Here is an 18507-nt window from a genome sequence, read left to right on the forward strand (position 1 = left end):
TCTATCTATACAATTATTATCCCATAAGAAAGTGGGATTGAGAACAAAATGTAGTATTTATTACTACAACTATAATATACGAGGAGGTTTTATACACAAACTATTTCAAATCTTCTAGGAATTATTTTCTTACAGAATAATTAACAACTACAATTCCTAAAATCGTAATTATTCCAAATAACCCCCATGATCCCATAAGAATATCATTATAAAGCTTAATATTCTTAACAAAAAAACTAGACAAAAAGGCAATAACTAAAGGTATGCTCATTATAAAAGTCATTTTTTTGACTTTAGATAGATATCCTTTTCTTATTAGCTCTTCTTTCTTATCTTCTTCCATAGTATTAAATCCTACTATAATATTTCCATTAGTCTTATCTATCATATATGAAGAAAATAAGCATAAAATAATTGGAATCAGCAAAAATATTTTAACAGTAATATCTTTAGGATCTGCTAAATTCATATGTAAATACCCCTCTTCCAAAAGTTAAAATTTTATCTCAATTTAAAATAGAAAATATCATTATATAGTCATTATACCCATCAGGTTTTAAGTCTTTAAATATTTTTCAAAAACTATCATTTTTTTATATTATCAAATATTTTCTCATTAATATATGAAACGACTCATTGTCTATCATTACTTTAGTATAATCTAATTCGGTTTTATTAAACTAATATATTCATTAAACCTATATTTCAATCTAAAATACAACCTTTAGCCTTCAAATAAATACCATATTTATCCATCTCGAGCTTGTCGAGAGATCTCATTTATAATGTATGCAAAAAATTATAAAATAAGAATATATTGAAAATATTATAAAAACTTATATAATAATATTGAGCATGGTACCGAGTTATATCCATGACCAAACAAAAAGACAGGAGCGGCCACTCCTGTCTTTTTTGTGCTAATTATCGTGTTTATAGTATCTATCTAGCCACTTGATAATATAATGAGCAACTACATTACCTACGACAGATATTAAAATGGTACCGAGTTTTTCCATAACCTCACCTCCCAACTGTTACCAGTTTGGGTACGATAACAAAGTTATTATATCATTTTAAAGAATCGTTAACTATTAAATTGAAATTTCACAGGTAAAAAATAAATTAAAATCCTAATTAATAAAGAGATCTCTCGACTCATTTCATTCCCTCGAGATGGGTTTCGCTTCGTTTTAAATTTTATATTAAAATTTTATAAATAAGTAAAAATCTATAATCTTTTTAAAAATACAAACTTTAGCATTAAAATAAATACCATATTTACCCATCTCGAGCCTGTCGAGAGATCTCATAGATTATTTAAGGCTAATATTAATTTTAAACATAGTAATAATAAGGGAAAAATAAATTAAATCCATCATTAATTCATAAATCTCAAATAACTTCTTCTCTATATAGTTTTGGTTTCTTCAAGTTTGAATTCTCAAAAAACCACTAAAACTTTACAATTTTAAAAAACGAGGTATGATAGTATTCGAAGAACTGTTGTAAAACGGTGGTTGCCGATTTTTGTCGGTAGTTTTTATCTGATGCATGGAAGTTGAGTGTGCCTATTAAGTGCCTGATGTGGGATTTACTTGGCCTTAAATTCTTCTATAAGCTCAGAGTTTTTACAAGAAAAAATAATCTAAACAAAAAAGCATCAACACCAGCCGAAGATTGCGCGATTAGTTATTACTAAGACAGCAGTCTTTTTTGTTTTGCTAATCGCCAGAGATTAGGAGTGAAATTTATGCTCAGAAAATTTCTGAGAAGTTTAGAAGTTACGAAAAAAGAATTTTTGATTATTTCCCTTGGTTGTGCCATTATGGCCTTTGGGGTAATAAATGTCCACGAACAAGCACAAATAACTGAAGGTGGAGTTTTGGGACTCGGTTTATTTTTAAAAAAAGCTTTTAATATGAACCTAGCCTACACAACACCAATTTTAGATGGTCTATGCTATGTGCTCGGATTTTCAATGCTAGGAAGAATATTTTTAAAAAAATCAATTGTTGCAACAATAATGTTTGCAGTATTTTATTGGATTTTTGACTTTATTGGACCAGTAATTCCAAGCCTATATGATATGCCATTTCTTGCTGCCATATTTGGTGGAATATTTATTGGATGTGGCTGTGGGATAGCAGTTACAGCCGGAGGATGTGCAGGAGGCGATGACGCCTTGGCAATGACAATTTCCAAAAAAACAAAGTGGCCAATCTCAAGAGCCTACTTGTTTACAGATTATTTGGTCCTCGGCTTATCATTAATTTATATTCCATTTGGACACTTGATTTATTCATTTTTAACAACACTTATCTCATCATTTTTGATAGGACAATTTGAATTAAAAATGGAAATACCAGCATGGCAAGTATGTCAAGGGAATTTAAAGCAAGCTAAAAGCTAAATTAAAAAGGATATTTCAAAGTATTAAGTATTTTGAAATATCCTTTTTTTATTATTTGATATATTTTTTCTAAATTTTCACCTAAATCTTTAATCTTTTAAGTACTTACTTTATTTATAATTATATTTAATTTATAATACAACATACTAAAGCTATTCTCATTTACATTTTTTTATTTTCGTCTTTCTTTTATGGATAAATATGCTACATAAACATATATTTATAGTCTATATAGGATATTTTCACCTAAATTTATGTATTGATTTAAAATTATATTTTTTTACCTTAAAATTTTTATCTTTTAATTTTTTCTACACCAAATTTTTTATTCCACAAGCCTACCACAATAGGAACCAAAATTGATGTAAAAATTACTACTGTACCAAGTTGAGCTTGAGAGATTGCCCTTGTTGCTTGCCGTGATTTATCTAGATCTGAAACCAAAGCTGGGACAATAATAGCATTTCCTGCTGCAGTATAAATTGAAATTGCTGCCCAGCCTGGTCTTTTATTTATTAAAATATCTGCTGGAACTGTAAATAAAAATGCAGACAAAACTGTCAAAATACTTAAAATAATTCCTCCTAGTCCCCCTTCAATTATTGTAGAAAGATTAATACTTGCTCCGATAGAAAAACCCAAAAATACTAATATATACTTTTGACTTTGTCCAAGAAATTTGCAAAAATCCTTGTCAATATTTCCAAGAAAAATTCCAACAAGAATTGGAAGGGCTAAATCTAGAATTGATGATGGAGTTATATCGGCTACTTTTAAAATTGAAAGAGTTAAAAAAGTAAAAATTGGTACAGAAATAATAGAAGTAATAGCTGCTGATGCCATATCATATTCATCTCCATAATCATTAATAAGACCTACAAAAATAGAGTTATTTTGATTAGAAATTGCAGCTATAAAACAAAGACTACTTATACCAAAAATCCCCTTATTTCCAAAAAGTTTTATAAAAATAAAACCTAAAACAATAGAGCTTACCCATTTAGAAATAAACAAAGTAAGACCACGACTAAGGGCTTTTTTTAATCTAGATAATGTAAGTTGACTTCCTACAGCAACTAAAGTTATCGAAATAATAGCATTAAGCCCATCAACAGATGCGATTGAAGATGAGGTTGGACCAAGGTTAAAAAACTTGGGAAAAAATGAATTTATAAAAGCTGCAAAAAGCATTGGAACAACAATCAAAGCAGCTGGTACTTTTCTAAAAACTTTACTAAACATAATTCTCCTTTATAATTATATAAATTTTGACAATTTCCATAACTAATTATACACAAAAAACGAGCAGAGAATAAATCCACTACTCGAAACATTTATTTAATTTTACAATTATTTTTTAATCCATAGCCTTAAAACCGTAAATTTTCTTATTACATATAAACCTATTAACTGTGTGAATTATTATTTTTTGTGCATTAATTATTTTTATATTCACTTAATCAATGAGATCTCTCGACTACTAAAACTCGTTTGCTTCGCAAACTTTTCCGTGTTTTTCACTAGTTTTAGGGATAAATATGCCAAATCAAGGCATATTTATCAGCTCGAGATGGGTAATAGCTCTTTTTGATTTATTACTAAAGTTCTTGTTTTCTCAATATTCTCATATTGACTTTATAATTAATTATTTATTTACGTTAATATAAACTAAACGAAGTATAACCCATCTCGAGCCCAGTCGAGAGATCTCTGGATTGTACTGTTATGATAATTTGATTTTTACCTTGGATTATCTTTGGGTTTTATTTATTTTATTCCTAAAGTCCTAATTTTCCTATAAATTTTTAAAAATTTTCATAAATCCCAAGAATTTTCTCATGTTTTTCCAAGATTCTATCAAAAACAATTGTTTATATCTATATTATGTTATATAATGGTAAGGTAAATATTAAAAATAGGAGGAGTTTATGTTATCTGATTTTTTACCTGTTATAGTAGCAGTTATCGCAATTTGTTTTATGGCATTACAAATTAAAACAAATATACTTCCAGTTAGCGAAGGTAACGATAGAATGAGAACTATATCAGGAAATATTAAAGAAGGAGCTATGGCATTTATATCTCGTGAGTATAAATACGTTATTATTTTTGTGATTGTTGTCGCAATTCTTATAGCAATTTTTATCAACGTAAGTACCATGATTTGTTATATCTTTGGTTCCTTATTATCAATGGCAGCAGGTTATGTAGGTATGAGAATTTCTACAGCCTCAAATGCTAGATGTACAAACGAAGCTAAGGAAAGTGGTCTTTCTTCAGCTCTTAAAGTTGCCTTTGCTGGTGGATCTGTAATGGGATTTGCTGTAACAGGATTTGGACTTTTGGGAGTTGGAATTGTTTATTTAATATTTAGAGACCCAGCAATCCTTATGGGATATTCATTTGGAGCAAGTTCAGTTGCACTTTTTGCAAGAGTTGGTGGAGGAATCTACACAAAAGCTGCAGACGTTGGAGCTGACCTTGTAGGAAAAGTTGAAAAAGGAATCCCAGAAGATGACCCAAGAAACCCAGCAGTTATCGCTGATAACGTAGGAGATAACGTAGGAGACGTTGCTGGAATGGGAGCTGACCTTTTCGAATCATATGCAGGAGCAATCCTTTCATCAATGGTTTTAGGTTTTTCAATCTTTGGAGATGCAGGAATTAGATTCCCACTAGTACTTTCATCAATAGGAATTGTCGCATCAATCCTTGCTGCTTTCTTATTCTTAAGAAAGAAACAAAAATCACCACAATCAGCACTAATGATGACAATTTATCTATCAGGAGCAATAGTTCTTATAGCTTCATTTATACTTTCACCAATTTTCTTTGGAAATATGAAAGCTGCTATTTGTATAGTTGTTGGTATTCTTGTAGGAATTGCAATAGGATTTTTATCAGAAGTATTTACATCTGAAAAATATAGTCAAGTAAAAAGAATAGCTGAAGAAAGCCAAACAGGAGCTGCAACAAACATTATAGCAGGTCTTTCAAGTGGTATGCTTTCAACAGTTGGACCAATCATCCTTATAGCTGTAGGAATCTTAGTATCATTCCACACAATGCAAATGTACGGAATTGCCCTAGCAGCAGTAGGAATGCTTTCAATCACAGCAACAACAGTAACAGTTGATGCTTACGGACCAATTTCTGATAACGCTGGTGGAATTGCTGAAATGAGTGGACTTGAAGAATCTGTTCGTGAAATTACAGACAGCCTTGATTCAGTAGGAAACACAACAGCAGCAATTGGTAAAGGATTTGCGATTGGATCTGCAGCCTTAACTGCACTTTCATTATTCGTAACTTATACAGACACACTAAACCTTGACAATCTTTCATTACTTGATTCAAAAGTAGTTGCAGGAATGTTTGTAGGTGGAATGTTACCATTCTTGTTCTCAGCTTTGACAATGAATTCAGTTGGAAAAGCTGCAACAGAAATGATTAACGAAGTAAGAAGACAATTTAGAGAAAAACCAGGTATCCTAGAAGGAACAGACCAACCAGACTATGCATCTTGTGTAGATATTTCAACAAGAGCATCCCTAAAAGAAATGGTAATACCAGGAGCACTTGCTATAGTAGTACCATTATTTGTAGGAAAAGTATTTGGAGCTGAAACACTTGGTGGACTATTAGCAGGAGCCCTAGTTACAGGCGTATTAATGGCAATCTTTATGTCAAACGCAGGTGGAGCTTGGGATAACGCTAAGAAATTTATAGAATCTGGAGCAGAAGGCGGTAAAAATTCACCAGCCCATCACGCTGCAGTAGTAGGTGATACAGTAGGAGATCCATTCAAAGATACATCTGGACCAGCACTTAATATCCTTGTAAAACTTATAACAGTAGTATCTGTTGTATGTGCAGGATTATTTATCTAATATAAAAAAATAAAAGCTGTTACAATAATTTTTGTAACAGCTTATTTTTTTAACTAATTTTTTATTATATGAGATATATAGGTTTTTGTGATTTTTAAGTTTATTTTTAAATACATACTATATTTATATACTTACTTTTCCATGAGATCTCTCGGCTTCGCTCGAGATGGTGTTTGATTTTCCTTATTTGATTGCTAAAGTATAAGGCTAATAATCATTCTAAGTTTTATTATAATCCTTTTAATATTTTTAAGCTTAATTTAACTCCATTCATAGTAAATAAAAATAGGTAAATAAATACCCCATCTCGAGCCTGTCGATAGATCTCTTTTTTTGTCTTTATAATATTCACCTAGTATATCTTTAATTTATTACCAGTAAATATAATTTCCAAAAATAGATAACGTAAAATAAAATATAGTATAATATAAAAATACCAAAAAGAAAGAGGAAAACATGAAAAAATTAAAACAAATACAAGAAAAATACCAAATAAACGGAGCAGTCTTAAAATATATTGCCTTTATTTCAATGTTTATCGACCATTTTAACAAGGCTATCATTACACCAAAACTAAATTACCAAGAGCCGCTCGTGACCATATCGACTATTTTTGATATAATCGGACGAATCGCCTTTCCGATTTTTGCCTTTATGATCGTAGAAGGTTTTTACAAAACAAAATCTAGAGGGAAATATCTAAGAAATCTTTTGATTTTCGCTATAATATCAGAAATCCCCTACGATATGTTCCAATCAAAAGTTTTTATAAACAACAGGTCACAAAATATAATGTGGGCGCTTGCCCTTGGACTTTTGACCCTGATAATTGTCGATAAATTAAAAGAAAAAATCAATAATAAATACACTTGGCTTATTCTTTCCATATTAATAGTAGGGGTAAATGCCATAATTGCAACCCTTCTATCCTTTGACTACGATTATTATTCCATAATAATAATTTTTATCCTCTACCTTTTTTACGATAAAAGACTTGTCGGAAGCCTTATTTCATATCTTGTGATAATAAAAGAAGTTTATGCAATTTTAGGCTTTGCTGTCATTAATTTTTATAATGGAGAAAAAGGAAGGCAAAATAAATTGTTTAATTATTTGTTCTATCCAATTCATTTGTTGATATTGGGACTTTGTAGGTTTTGGCTTGGTATATAGTTTGAGAAATAATTAATTTAGTAAATAAATAAAATAAATAAAACGTTAATTTAATAAGAGATTTCTCAACTACTAAAACAATGTACAATTAGGGAGAAATTCACCTAGGAAATGAGTTTTAGTTTAGAGAAATCTCTTTATTATATTTTGACTGTAATTGTTATCTCTTGGGTTTTATAATTTTTTATATCCTTATTTTTTCACCTATCAAATTTTTTAAATAACAAATAAACCAAAATCACACTTATTAATGAAATTCCTATTACATACATATAGCCAAAATCCCACTTTAGTTCTGGCATATTTTCAAAATTCATTCCATACCAACCGGTTATTATTGTAATCGGTGTAAATATTGTTGTAACAACTGTCAAAACTTTCATGGTATTATTCATAGAAAGATCCATTTTTGATGTGTATGAATCTTTTACATTTGTTATATATCCACTTAAATAGGAAATATTTGAGGAATATCTTTCCACCCTAAATAAAACTGACTTTAGGTGTTTTACATCATCATCATCAAATATTTCATTTTCATTTTCCATAAAAACTTCCAAGGTATCAAGGAGCCTTTCGTAGGATGCGTACAAATTAAGGGCCTTGTGCCTATTATCAGAAATCACCTCTATGCTATTTCTGAAATTTCTATTTTTTATAATGGCATCTTCTACTTCAGCTGTTGAATTTTTTATTTGGTTAAAAATTCTTGTGTGGTTATTTACAAGGGCTGTTATAAAATATTTCAAAAGCCTTCCTGGAGACCTTGCTGAAAATTTCTTGGTTAGCATCTTTCTAAAGGCCTCTGTTGTTGACTGGTCTCTATCATACATATCAACAATTATAAGCCTGTTATTTTCTATGTAAAATCCTATTAGGTCTGATGTTTCAAGATTTCCCATAATATCCAGCATTTCAAGAATGGCGAAGGTATAATTATCCTCAACTGCCATATAAGATTTTTTTGCCGTATCTGACAAAAGCAAATCAATTATGGCATCATCTAGGTTATAAGTTTTGGCAAAATCAATAAAGCTTGCCTTGCCCAAATACATTAAATAAAAATCATCATCTTCTATTACATCATAAAAACTGGATATATCAGTCATTTCAAACCCATTATCCGTATCAAATTTATATATATACTCCATTTTTTCTCCTTTGTTAGGAAATTTTATATATCTATTATAACTATATGAATTATAAAAAATAAGTCAAATAATCATTAATATGAAAAAGACAGGAAATAAATCCTGCCTTTAAAAATCTTTATTTTCAAAAATTTTAATTGAAGAAAAAATTGAAAGTAGATGAAAAATTATTGTTATGGCAAATATCAATAGAGCTAGAAGTGTCTTATCCATACTTAGACCCTTATTTACATATTCCAACAGCCATTCTTTGTTTGAAGAGATAGTTGAGAAAAATGCAAATACTACAAAATACAAAATCACAAAGACTAGCCTTGCCTTTTCTGCCCCAAACTTATACATCAAAGGAAGTTCAATAACTCCAACTATGCTAGTTACAAAAAATAAGGATGATAAAATTAAGAGCATGGGAATATCTTTTGTAAGAGGATTTTTCTCAAATCCTACTACAAAGGATAGGCCTATTGCAAAAAACGCCATAAATAAAATTATCAAATACCTTGAAATTACAATTTTTTTCCTAGAAATTCCACTTGAAACCAGGTACTTATTTGTTGAATATTGGTTGTCTATTCCAAAAACCATACCCAAAAGTATTACTGGAACCAAGATAAAAAACAAGGGAATTAAAACCAATTGATTTTCTTTGTAAAAATAAAGTCCCAAGCCAATTATAATTACAAATTGTAAAATTAAGGCTTTTTTTATTGAAATCAAATCTTTATATATCAAGGCTTTCATTGTATTTCTCCTTTATCATATAAACCATAATCTCTTCCACACTTGCATTTTCAACTTCAAGACTTTTAGGAAGTAATTGTTTTTTTACCAAACATTCCTTGCCAAATTTATAATCTCTTACAGAAATTATGGCACTTTTATCTAGGCTTTCAAATTCTTCTTTGGAAAGAGAAACTATACCGTACTCTTCCTCCAAAATATCCTTACTTTCTACAAAAATTAATTTTCCCCTATGTATAAAGGCAATTTCATCAGCAATTTTTTCCAAATCCGACAAAATATGGGATGAAATCATAATGCTATTATTTTCATCTTGGATAAATTCCAAAAGTATATCCAAAATATCATCCCTTGCTACAGGATCAAGCCCACTTGTAGCCTCGTCCAAAATCAAAAGCTCTGCCTTATGGCTTAATGCCAAAATTAAAGACAATTTCATCTTCATTCCTCTAGAAAAAGTAGAAATTTTCTTTTTTTCTGGAAGATTAAATCTTTTAACAAGCTTATTAAATTTTTCCTTCTCCCAATAATTTCCATAATACATAGAATGAAATTTTTCTACTTCCTTAACATTCATCTCTTGGGGAAAGAAAAAATCTTCAAATACAAAGGCAATTTTCTTCTTTTCATCTTCTGTCAAATCTTCAATTTTTTTGCCAAAAATATAAATTTGGCCAGAATCTTTTTTCATATCGCCCAAAATCATCTTTATTGTAGTAGACTTTCCTGCTCCATTTTCTCCAATATATCCAAGGATAGACCCTCTTTTGATAGATAAATCTATAGTTCCAAGGTAAAAATCATTCAAAGATTTGCTAAGACTTTTTATTTTTAATATATCATTCATAATCTTGCTCCAATATATCTATAAGAGAAATAATTTCTTTTTTTGAAATTCCTGCAAGTTTAGACAATTTAATAACTTCTCTTAGATGGTCTTCAATTTTTAATGAAAATTTTTCTCTGATTAATTCTGGATTTTGATCTTTAACAAAATTTCCCTTACCAGGAACAGAATTAATTAGACCATCTTTTTCAAGTTCATCATAAGCTCTTTTAGTTGTAGCTACACTAACCCTTAGCTCTTTTGCCAAAAGTCTAATAGAAGGAAGAGCTTTGTCTTTTTCTATCTCATCATTTAAAATTGCATCTCTTATTTGGTTTTTAATTTGTAAATATATGGGATCCTTACTCGAGTATTTGATCTTAATATCCATTTATCCCTCCTACTGTATATAGTGTACATTAACAGTTAATGATTGTCAAGTCCTAGACTAAAGCTAGCTATTTAAAAATTTAATTTATTTTAATTACTATAAAAATCAAAACTTTCATAAGAATTTTATTGTTTTTATAAATAAAAAAACACCCATTTCGGGTGAAAGTAAAGTCTAGCTTTTAAACTTTTCTTTATTCGAAATGGGGTTTTACTTTTTATTTTATATAGTCATTGTACCATTGGTGAATTAATTTGATGTGGCCTCTTTCTTCAGCCTCAACTCTATCTATTAATTCTGGTTCAAAGTCAGGAACTATTGTTCTAACTTCTTTGATAAATAAAATTGTATCTTTTTCAATTCCTATTGAAAATCTATAGATATCTATTGGGTCATCTCCAACATTTGATGAATCAAAGTTAAATATTTGATCGATCATTGATTGGATATAAGCTTTGTATTCATCATCGTATTCTTTGTCAATTGATTGGTTGTTATCAAGTTTTTCTGATAAATTTTTGTATAAAACTTCGTGATGAGTTTCTTGTTCAGCTAAAAATTCAAAGAATTCTCTATTTTTTTTGTCATCTGAGAATTTTTTTGCCATTTCTTCATAAAATTTTTGACCATTTTGTTCTAGTTTTACTAATGTTTCTAGTAAATCTTTTGGTTGAAATTGTGATCTCATATAAGCTCCTTATTTTACATTTTTGTGATCTTCTACTTTCATTACATTTATTGAAGATCTATATTCTTTTTCTGTCCAATTAATTCTATCAGCTATTAGACATTCTGGATTTAAGTCAACATCTTTTAACATCATCTTCTTGAATGTTGGGAATCCTACCCTATCGATCAAGTGGCCACCGTGAAGATAAACTGGTTTGTTATCAAGAACGTAAGCTGAGAAGTCTTTCCAGTTTTCCATCATTTGGATTACTGCATCTTCGTCCATCCATCTTGCGAACATTTGTCCCATTCTTGGGAATTGCTTTCCAGTTCTTCCACCAATTATTACATTCCACATTTGTCTGTCAGGTCTTCTCCATGCATTATTTGGACATCTTGTTACACATTCTCCACATCCAACACAACAACATGGGTCTTTATCTACTTTCCCTTGGTCGTTTAATGACAATACTCTTGTTGCTACAGCTTTACATCTATCAACACAAGCTCCACAACCTATACAACGATCAATATCATAAACTGGTCTTGTAACTCCAACAAATCCAAAGTCAGTAAAGTGTGCTTTTACACAGTCATTTGGGCAACCTGTAACTGCAGTTTTAATTTGGTATGGTGATTCATATATTATTTTTTCTAATTTATCTGCAAGTCTTTGTGTATTTTGTGCAGCTTTTATACAATGTCTTCCACCAATACAAGCCATGATATTTCTTGGTCCAATGTATGGGTATCCTTCGTCATTGTATACAATTTCTACATCTCTACTTCCTTCAATTTCTTCTATGTATGGTCTTATGATTTCATTTACTTTTGGAATATCTTCATATTTGATTCCTGTAATATTAAAAGTTTGTCTTGTACCAAAGTGGAAATTTCCATCTCCATATTTTTGGCAAAGCATTTGTACCATTTCTAACCATTTTGCATCTAAAAATGCACCAGGAGATCTTAATTGAAGTAAAAATTCTCCAGGAATTTTAGATTGACGGTAACAATTATTTCTAACTTTTCCTACATTAATATCTAATGTCATATTTTCTCCTTAATCTAATAAGTCTTTTGCAACTGTATATGGGAAAACTGGTCCGTCTAGACAAACATATGTTTCATTTATTCTACAGTGTCCACATTTTCCTACTGCACAAGACATCTTTCTTTCAAAACTTGTCCAAATTTTATCTTCTGTTACACCTTCTTTAATTAAAGCAAGAGATGTAAATTTCATCATGATTGGAGGTCCTACCATAACTACTGCATAGTTTCCGTCAAAAGATTTTAATGGAAGATCAGGAATAAACGCTGTTACCATTCCTTTTTTAAATCCATCAACTTCTTCATTATCTAATGAATAAACAGTGCTTATTTTTTCTTGGTTTTTCCAATCTTCTAGATTTTCTTTGAAAAGTACTGATTCATGATTTTTAAATCCTAAAATTAAGTTTAGTGATTCGAATTCATCTGGGTTTTCTTTAATGTATTCGATTAAGCCTTTAACAGGACTTACTCCTGTACCACCAGCTATAACAACTACATTTTTGCCCTTTAATTCATCTACTGGCCATCCATTTCCATATGGTCCTCTTAGATAAATTCTATCTCCAGGTACTGATTTGAAAAGTTCTGATGTAACTTCACCAACATTTCTGATGGTCATTTCTACATAGCCTTCTCCCATTCCTGAAACAGAAATTGGAGCTTCACCTATTTTTACTAAAGATACTTGTAAAAATTGTCCTGGTTCAACTTTTTTATCAAATTCAACTTTGAAAGTCCATTCATTATTTGTGTGTTTTTTGATATCCAAAATTTCATAAGATTTTGGTAAAACATAATTTAAATAATCATCTGTTGATCTTTTTATTTCATTTTTTTGCATTATTTTACCTCACTTCTTATTTTTTCTAATTCTTTACTTACCTTGTTGATTGATTCTGGATAAGAAATCAATTGTGGGCAGTGAGCTGAACATCTTCCACAACCTACGCACATTGGGCCATCGCCAAATCTCTTGTTGTGAGCGTAAATTTTATGCATGATTTTATATCTGTATCTTTCTTTCAATTGGTTTCTAAAATGTCCACCACCAGCTACAAGATCGAAATCTTTTGTCATACATGATGCGTTAGTTCTTCTTCTTTCACCAACACGTCTATTTAATGTATAAGTAACGTCTCTTGTTGTAAAGCATGTACATGTTGAACAAGAAGTTGTACAAGATCCACATCCTATACATCTTGAATTGTATTCATTCCAAATATCAGAATTTGCAATTAAGTTTGCTTCCCTATCATCTTTTATTTCTGGGAATGTTACTTTTAATTCATTTTCTTCTGGGAATTTTAAATCAAATTTTTCATTTGAAAATACTGATAAGTCTAAATCATCTTCTGCTTTTATGTTCATAGATCCATCTTCATTGAATCTAAATGCGTATGTATAATTATCTGTTTTGTTTGCATCACATGATACGCAAAAACAATGTTCATCAATATCTGATTGACATTCTAAAAGTGCATAATGAACTTTATTTTTACGTCTTTGATAAAACATATCTTCAAATGGTCCATTTTTGATGAAAATATCATCTAAATGTTTGATTGCATTTATATCACAAGCTCTTGCAAAAACTAAAACTTCTTTTTTGTAAGGTTCTTTTGTTTCTGTATAGTCGTCTTCTGTAAAATAAAATAAGTTTTCAGTCATTGGAAGTAAAGCTTCCTTAGCTGAATATGTAGACTTTTCCTTATACTCGATTTCGTCAAAACTTTGTACGTTTTCGTACATTATTGCATCCATTTCACAATATCTTCCACCATTTACAATTCTTTTTGGGGCAAAAATTGTGTATTTGGATTTTAGGATTTCAAATAAATCCTTGGCCTCATCTTTTTTGATAAGATAATCTGTGTAAGCCATATATCCTCCTAAAAATAATTTTTGGAATTTGATAACAGGTATCATTTTCCTCTGCAACTTAAAAAATTTTACGGCATAGGCCATAAAATTCTTTTTCCATAAACATGATTTAATTACAAAACTAATATAACACTAAATTAAAAAAAAGAAAAGTGTTTTCATCATAAATTTTAAATTATATATAATTATTTTTTTTATATTTTTTTTAAATTGTTTTTAAAAAGATTAATTTTTATTAAATTGTTTTAAAAAAATCGTAATAAAAAAAGCCTGGATTTTCCAGACTTTAAATTTTATTGGATATCAGTTAGTAATTCAGTCAAAATATATCCTTGGTATTGGTCGTAGGAAACTTTTGACCATTTTCCATCAATTTCTGATCTTTCTACTTCAACTCCTGGTTGTATAGTAGCTACAATTTCTGATTCCTCGTTTGTTTCCCTTCTTATGTTTGAAATATCTTTGACTGTAAAAGTTCCTACAGCTTCTTTTACTTCCTTATCTTTATCCTCTGTTTTTTCTTCTTTTTTAACTTCTTTTTTAGTTTCTTTTTTGTCTTCTTTTTTCTCATTAGATTTATTTTTATCATCTACTTTTTCTAATGAGGCTTTTTTAGAATCAGAAGATACAATTTTATTTTCCTTATTTTTTTCTTCTTGATAGCTTACAGATGTTGATACAGGATTACTTTTATTTTCATCTGGATGTCTTTGGGATACATATTGGTCCTTTTTACATGCTGAGAGTGTCAAAGACAAGGCTAGTATTAATAAAATTTTCTTTTTCATTTCTTCTCCTTAATTATCTGTAGTAATTATGCCAGCTATTTGGCAATTTACATTTTCAAGCTTTCTTATTGATGAATTTAGTCTTTTTTTTCTAAAATCTTTTTTGTGGGCTAAGACTATTACAAAATCTGAAAGGCTTGGATAAAAGTTTGCATCATCATAGTTTTCATTGTCTGCTGTATCCAAAAATACATAGTCATATTTTTCTTTTAACGAAGAAAATATGCTCTCTATCCTTTCATAGTTCATTATGCTATGAACATCCTCTCTTTGCTTTGGTGCAAGAATTATGTCAAGATTTTCATAAAAGTGATCTTTTACTATAAAATTTTCATAAGGTTTTTCTTTTTCTAAAATATCAAAAAATCCCCTATCAAAATCAATATCACAAAGCTCTCCTAATTCAGGATCTCTAAAATCAGCTTCTACTATGATAACCTTGTAATTATCTTTTGAAAGGCTTCTTGCGAGATTTAAAATCAAAGAAGCCTTGTTTATTTTTTCATTTGATGAAACAAATTGAACGAGTGAATTTTTTTCTGTAATTTTCAAAAAATTCTTTTTTAATATTTCAAAAGATTTTTCAATATGGTCTGTTTTTTTGCTAAACATCTAAATCACCGTCATCATATTTAGGCATATCTGCTATTATTGTATAATCTTTGTTGTTATCCTTGTTTTCATAGACCCCAAGCTCTTCTTCGTCCTCATCAAGGCTTTCTACATATTTAAAAGATTCATCATAATCTATTTCATCTTCTATAACTTCTGGATTTTCATCTTCTATTTTTTCAGCTACATGGTATTCTTTTACAAAAGTGTCCTCATTATTTTGATCTTCTACAAAGTCTTCATGAAGATTATCATATTGGTAGTCTTCTTTGTCATTATCTTCAAAAACTACCTTTCTAACTACTTTTTCTTCAACTATCTTTTCATTTTCTTCAACTTTTGAATTTCTAATAAAAAGCATTAGAGAGCCAAAAATAAAATATGTTAGAAATCCTGCAAGTCCTACTTTCATTGCATCTTTTTGACTTGTTTTTACTAAGGCTGCATTCGGATAAGCATGGTCAATTATCAAAGCATTTGCCTGATAAAGTTGGTTAATTACAGAAACTGTAATTTCTGCGTATTCATCTGCTATGTCCTCTGCCCTTAGTTTTACAGAATCTTCAACATTTATATTTAAAATATGAGTATTTGGAATAGCTTGAATTTGCATTTTTTTATCAAGTTCATCTTCACTTATATCAAGTTTTAAATTTTCTATTACTCTTTTTTTGATTGCATTAGACTTTACTGTTTCTGCATAAGTATAGGTTGTTTTGTCTTGGTCTTTTATCTTTTCGTTTGATGTTGTAAGGATTTTTGCTTGTGCCTTATAAGTTTTTAAACCTAAACGATCAGATAAAAAATAAAATCCAATTCCCACAATAATTCCAAAAATCAAAGCCTTTTGTATAACAATAAATATTGATTCTTTCTTTTTCATCCTAACCTCCAAAATATTTTGCCCCTTCTAGCATCTTCTTTCTAGCTGTTTTTTTATCTATATTTTCCATGAATTTTTCATGGTTTTTTAAGTAATATTCTATATATAGCCTGTAAAGTTTTGGAAAAAGTGCTCTTGCAAGCTGACCCTTATCAAAAAACATTTTTTCGTCATAGCCTGTAAACCAAGTAGAGTCGTCATTGTAAACTTTTGCTATAAGTTTTGTTGATGTCCTAAATTTTAATTTATTTTTAAAGCCATCTCTTATAAAAAGAGAATCTTCCCCAGAACCATTTTCAGTTCCTGCTCCAAAATATGTCGAAAATGACATATTATATTTTTGGACCCTTTCTCTTTTAAAGGCAAAGTGAACTGATCCGTATTTTAAGGAATTAAAAAATTTCAAGTCTCCATCATTTTTCACCTTAATAATTTCCTTATTATCTTGGTAAATTTTTGTTTTCATTATAAAAAAATCTGTATGGGGATGGTCTTTAAATTCACTTTCAATTTTTTCAACATAATCAGCTTCAAATACTTCATCATCATCGCACAAAACAATTACATCAGCCTTGGAATTTAAAAGTCCAAGATTTCTACTTCTACCAAGTCCACGAGTCTTTGTTGAAATCATCCTGATTTTATTTTCCTTATCATACACTTCTTCATAGGATTCGTGATCAGTTTGGTTAATAATAAGACAGTCTGACTTTATATTTAATTTTTTATAAAAATCTATGGATTTTTGGCCCATAGTCGAAACTAATACTTCTATTTTCATACTATCTTGTTGACTCCGCTTTTTCCCAAGTTGCTTTTGATTTTCCACTTATTTGGTTATAGGCTCCCCTTATTTGGGCAAGCATCATAAGGCTGTAATATAAGGGAAAATATAAAATTTTTGCCTTTGATTTGCTTAGGTATCCCAAAAGTGCCAAAATATAAAATAAGATTTGTCCTATCATTGTTATTTGATAAAAAATTCCACTTTTTATCAAGAATATATTTGCTACAAATATTAAAATATGGAAAAATGCTTGCAAAAACCTTAATGTTTTGTGGTTGAAATGGAAAAATGCAAACCAACCATACTTAAATATATTTAGTCTTTTTAGGTTTGTAAAAATATTAGTAAGAATCCTTCTTTGCATCCTTACCTTTCTTTTAAATTCATCCTTGGTTGTCGCCCCTGCCTTTTCTACTGCTATGGCATCCTTATTATACAAGGCTCTTTTCTTATTAAGTCCTGCATGAAGGGGCATTTCATAATCATGGGATGAAACCAAATTATAATGCCTATAATCTTTTTTCCTACAAGCATAAATAGCACCATTTCCTGCAGCTATGGTAGAAATTTTTGATTCGATTTCACGCATTTTAAGTTCCAAATCCCAATAAGTATTTTCAGCAACAACTGAAGATATTTGCCCATCTTTTTTATAAATAAGAGATCCACAAACATATTCAATATCATCTGAGGTAAAAAATGAAACCAATTCTTTGATTGCATCTTCTTTAAACATGGAATTTGCATCAGAAAACACAATAATTTCTCCACTTGCAACATCAACTGCCTCGTTTTGGGCATTGGTTTTTCCAAAGTGGTCTTTTGCTGTATTTACTTTTATATCAAACTCCGGATGATTTTTTATAAATTTCTCACAAATTTCAACAGTCCTATCATCTGAGCAGTCATTTGCAATTATAATTTCCAAATTTTCATAATCTGATTCTATTATATTTTCTAGTTTTTTCTCAATAACTTTTTCTTCGTTATAAGCAGATATCACCATAGATACCTTTGGCTTATAAGAATAATCTTTTTTATTTTTTTTCTTTAAAATTTTATCTAAAATAATTAAAGTTAAGGGATATCCAACCATCGCATAAAAAAGTGCAATGGCAGAAATCCAAAACAATATTTTCATATATTTTCCTCTTTTTTCAAATTCTTATATACTAATTTTACACTATAAGCTGTTTTTTTTAAAGTTTTATACATTCAAAAAAGACGGATTAATCCGCCTTTTTAA

Annotated in this window: 18 protein-coding genes; 3 read left to right on the forward strand and 15 right to left on the reverse strand. The window is 29.5% G+C overall.

The window, feature by feature from the left end; translation table 11 throughout:
• Positions 1–121: 121 nt before the first annotated feature.
• A complete protein-coding gene (locus CJ192_RS06235; RefSeq protein WP_102198166.1) occupies positions 122–469 on the reverse strand; it encodes a DUF3784 domain-containing protein in 348 nt (115 codons plus the stop codon).
• Between the two features lie 1284 nt (positions 470–1753).
• On the opposite strand from CJ192_RS06235, the gene CJ192_RS06240 reads away from it, so the two are divergent.
• Positions 1754–2413 (forward strand): DUF6198 family protein, encoded by a 660-nt coding sequence (locus CJ192_RS06240; protein WP_004815992.1) that lies wholly within the window; start codon positions 1754–1756, stop codon positions 2411–2413.
• A 294-nt stretch (positions 2414–2707) separates the two neighbouring features.
• On the opposite strand, the gene CJ192_RS06245 is transcribed toward CJ192_RS06240, so the two are convergent.
• A complete protein-coding gene (locus tag CJ192_RS06245; protein ID WP_102198167.1) occupies positions 2708–3655 on the reverse strand; it encodes a 2-keto-3-deoxygluconate permease in 948 nt (315 codons plus the stop codon).
• Between the two features lie 686 nt (positions 3656–4341).
• Between CJ192_RS06245 and CJ192_RS06250 the strand changes: the two genes are divergently transcribed.
• Together CJ192_RS06250 and CJ192_RS06255 are read left to right on the forward strand one after the other, a co-directional pair.
• Positions 4342–6303: a sodium-translocating pyrophosphatase gene (locus CJ192_RS06250; RefSeq protein ID WP_004815988.1), complete on the forward strand. Its 1962-nt coding sequence runs from the start codon at positions 4342–4344 to the stop codon at positions 6301–6303.
• A gap of 456 nt (positions 6304–6759) precedes the next feature.
• Entirely contained in the window at positions 6760–7476 is a 717-nt protein-coding gene (locus CJ192_RS06255; protein WP_102198168.1) for a TraX family protein, read from the forward strand.
• A gap of 200 nt (positions 7477–7676) precedes the next feature.
• Here CJ192_RS06255 and CJ192_RS06260 read toward each other — a convergent pair whose 3' ends face one another.
• The 13 genes from CJ192_RS06260 to CJ192_RS06320 all read right to left on the reverse strand — a co-directional run bounded on the left by CJ192_RS06260 (position 7677) and on the right by CJ192_RS06320 (position 18402).
• On the reverse strand, positions 7677–8627 hold the full coding sequence (locus CJ192_RS06260; RefSeq protein WP_102198169.1) for a CorA family divalent cation transporter: 951 nt from the start codon (positions 8625–8627) through the stop codon (positions 7677–7679).
• 108 nt (positions 8628–8735) lie between these two features.
• Positions 8736–9368, reverse strand: a complete 633-nt coding sequence (locus CJ192_RS06265) for an ABC-2 transporter permease (protein ID WP_102198170.1) — start codon at positions 9366–9368, stop codon at positions 8736–8738.
• The gene (locus tag CJ192_RS06270; RefSeq protein ID WP_102198171.1) at positions 9349–10215 is read right to left on the reverse strand and encodes an ABC transporter ATP-binding protein; all 867 of its coding nucleotides are present in this window, start codon (positions 10213–10215) and stop codon (positions 9349–9351) included. The genes CJ192_RS06265 and CJ192_RS06270 overlap by 20 nt, the downstream gene beginning before the upstream one ends.
• Positions 10208–10585 carry a GntR family transcriptional regulator gene (locus tag CJ192_RS06275; RefSeq protein ID WP_004815996.1) on the reverse strand — a complete coding sequence of 126 codons (378 nt, stop codon included), beginning with the start codon at positions 10583–10585 and terminating at the stop codon, positions 10208–10210. Before CJ192_RS06275 ends, CJ192_RS06270 begins: the two co-directional genes overlap by 8 nt.
• Positions 10586–10802: 217 nt before the next feature.
• Positions 10803–11273: a ferritin-like domain-containing protein gene (locus CJ192_RS06280; RefSeq protein WP_004812909.1), complete on the reverse strand. Its 471-nt coding sequence runs from the start codon at positions 11271–11273 to the stop codon at positions 10803–10805.
• Positions 11274–11282: 9 nt separating this feature from the next.
• Positions 11283–12308: a sulfite reductase subunit C gene (asrC, locus tag CJ192_RS06285; protein WP_102198172.1), complete on the reverse strand. Its 1026-nt coding sequence runs from the start codon at positions 12306–12308 to the stop codon at positions 11283–11285.
• Positions 12309–12317: 9 nt separating this feature from the next.
• Positions 12318–13151 carry an anaerobic sulfite reductase subunit AsrB gene (gene asrB / locus CJ192_RS06290; RefSeq protein ID WP_004812907.1) on the reverse strand — a complete coding sequence of 278 codons (834 nt, stop codon included), beginning with the start codon at positions 13149–13151 and terminating at the stop codon, positions 12318–12320.
• Positions 13151–14191 (reverse strand): anaerobic sulfite reductase subunit AsrA, encoded by a 1041-nt coding sequence (gene asrA / locus CJ192_RS06295; protein WP_102198173.1) that lies wholly within the window; start codon positions 14189–14191, stop codon positions 13151–13153. Before asrA ends, asrB begins: the two co-directional genes overlap by 1 nt.
• 293 nt (positions 14192–14484) lie before the next feature.
• Positions 14485–14979 carry an SH3 domain-containing protein gene (locus CJ192_RS06300; RefSeq protein WP_004812905.1) on the reverse strand — a complete coding sequence of 165 codons (495 nt, stop codon included), beginning with the start codon at positions 14977–14979 and terminating at the stop codon, positions 14485–14487.
• A 9-nt stretch (positions 14980–14988) separates the two neighbouring features.
• On the reverse strand, positions 14989–15591 hold the full coding sequence (locus CJ192_RS06305; protein ID WP_102198174.1) for an AAA family ATPase: 603 nt from the start codon (positions 15589–15591) through the stop codon (positions 14989–14991).
• On the reverse strand, positions 15584–16474 hold the full coding sequence (locus CJ192_RS06310) for a YveK family protein (protein ID WP_102198175.1): 891 nt from the start codon (positions 16472–16474) through the stop codon (positions 15584–15586). Before CJ192_RS06310 ends, CJ192_RS06305 begins: the two co-directional genes overlap by 8 nt.
• Position 16475: 1 nt before the next feature.
• Positions 16476–17255, reverse strand: a complete 780-nt coding sequence (locus CJ192_RS06315) for a glycosyltransferase (protein ID WP_102198176.1) — start codon at positions 17253–17255, stop codon at positions 16476–16478.
• 1 nt (position 17256) lies between these two features.
• A complete protein-coding gene (locus CJ192_RS06320; protein ID WP_102198177.1) occupies positions 17257–18402 on the reverse strand; it encodes a glycosyltransferase in 1146 nt (381 codons plus the stop codon).
• Positions 18403–18507 lie beyond the last annotated feature (105 nt).

This window comes from Anaerococcus hydrogenalis (assembly GCF_002871895.1).
Taxonomy (GTDB): Bacteria; Bacillota; Clostridia; order Tissierellales; family Peptoniphilaceae; genus Anaerococcus; species Anaerococcus hydrogenalis.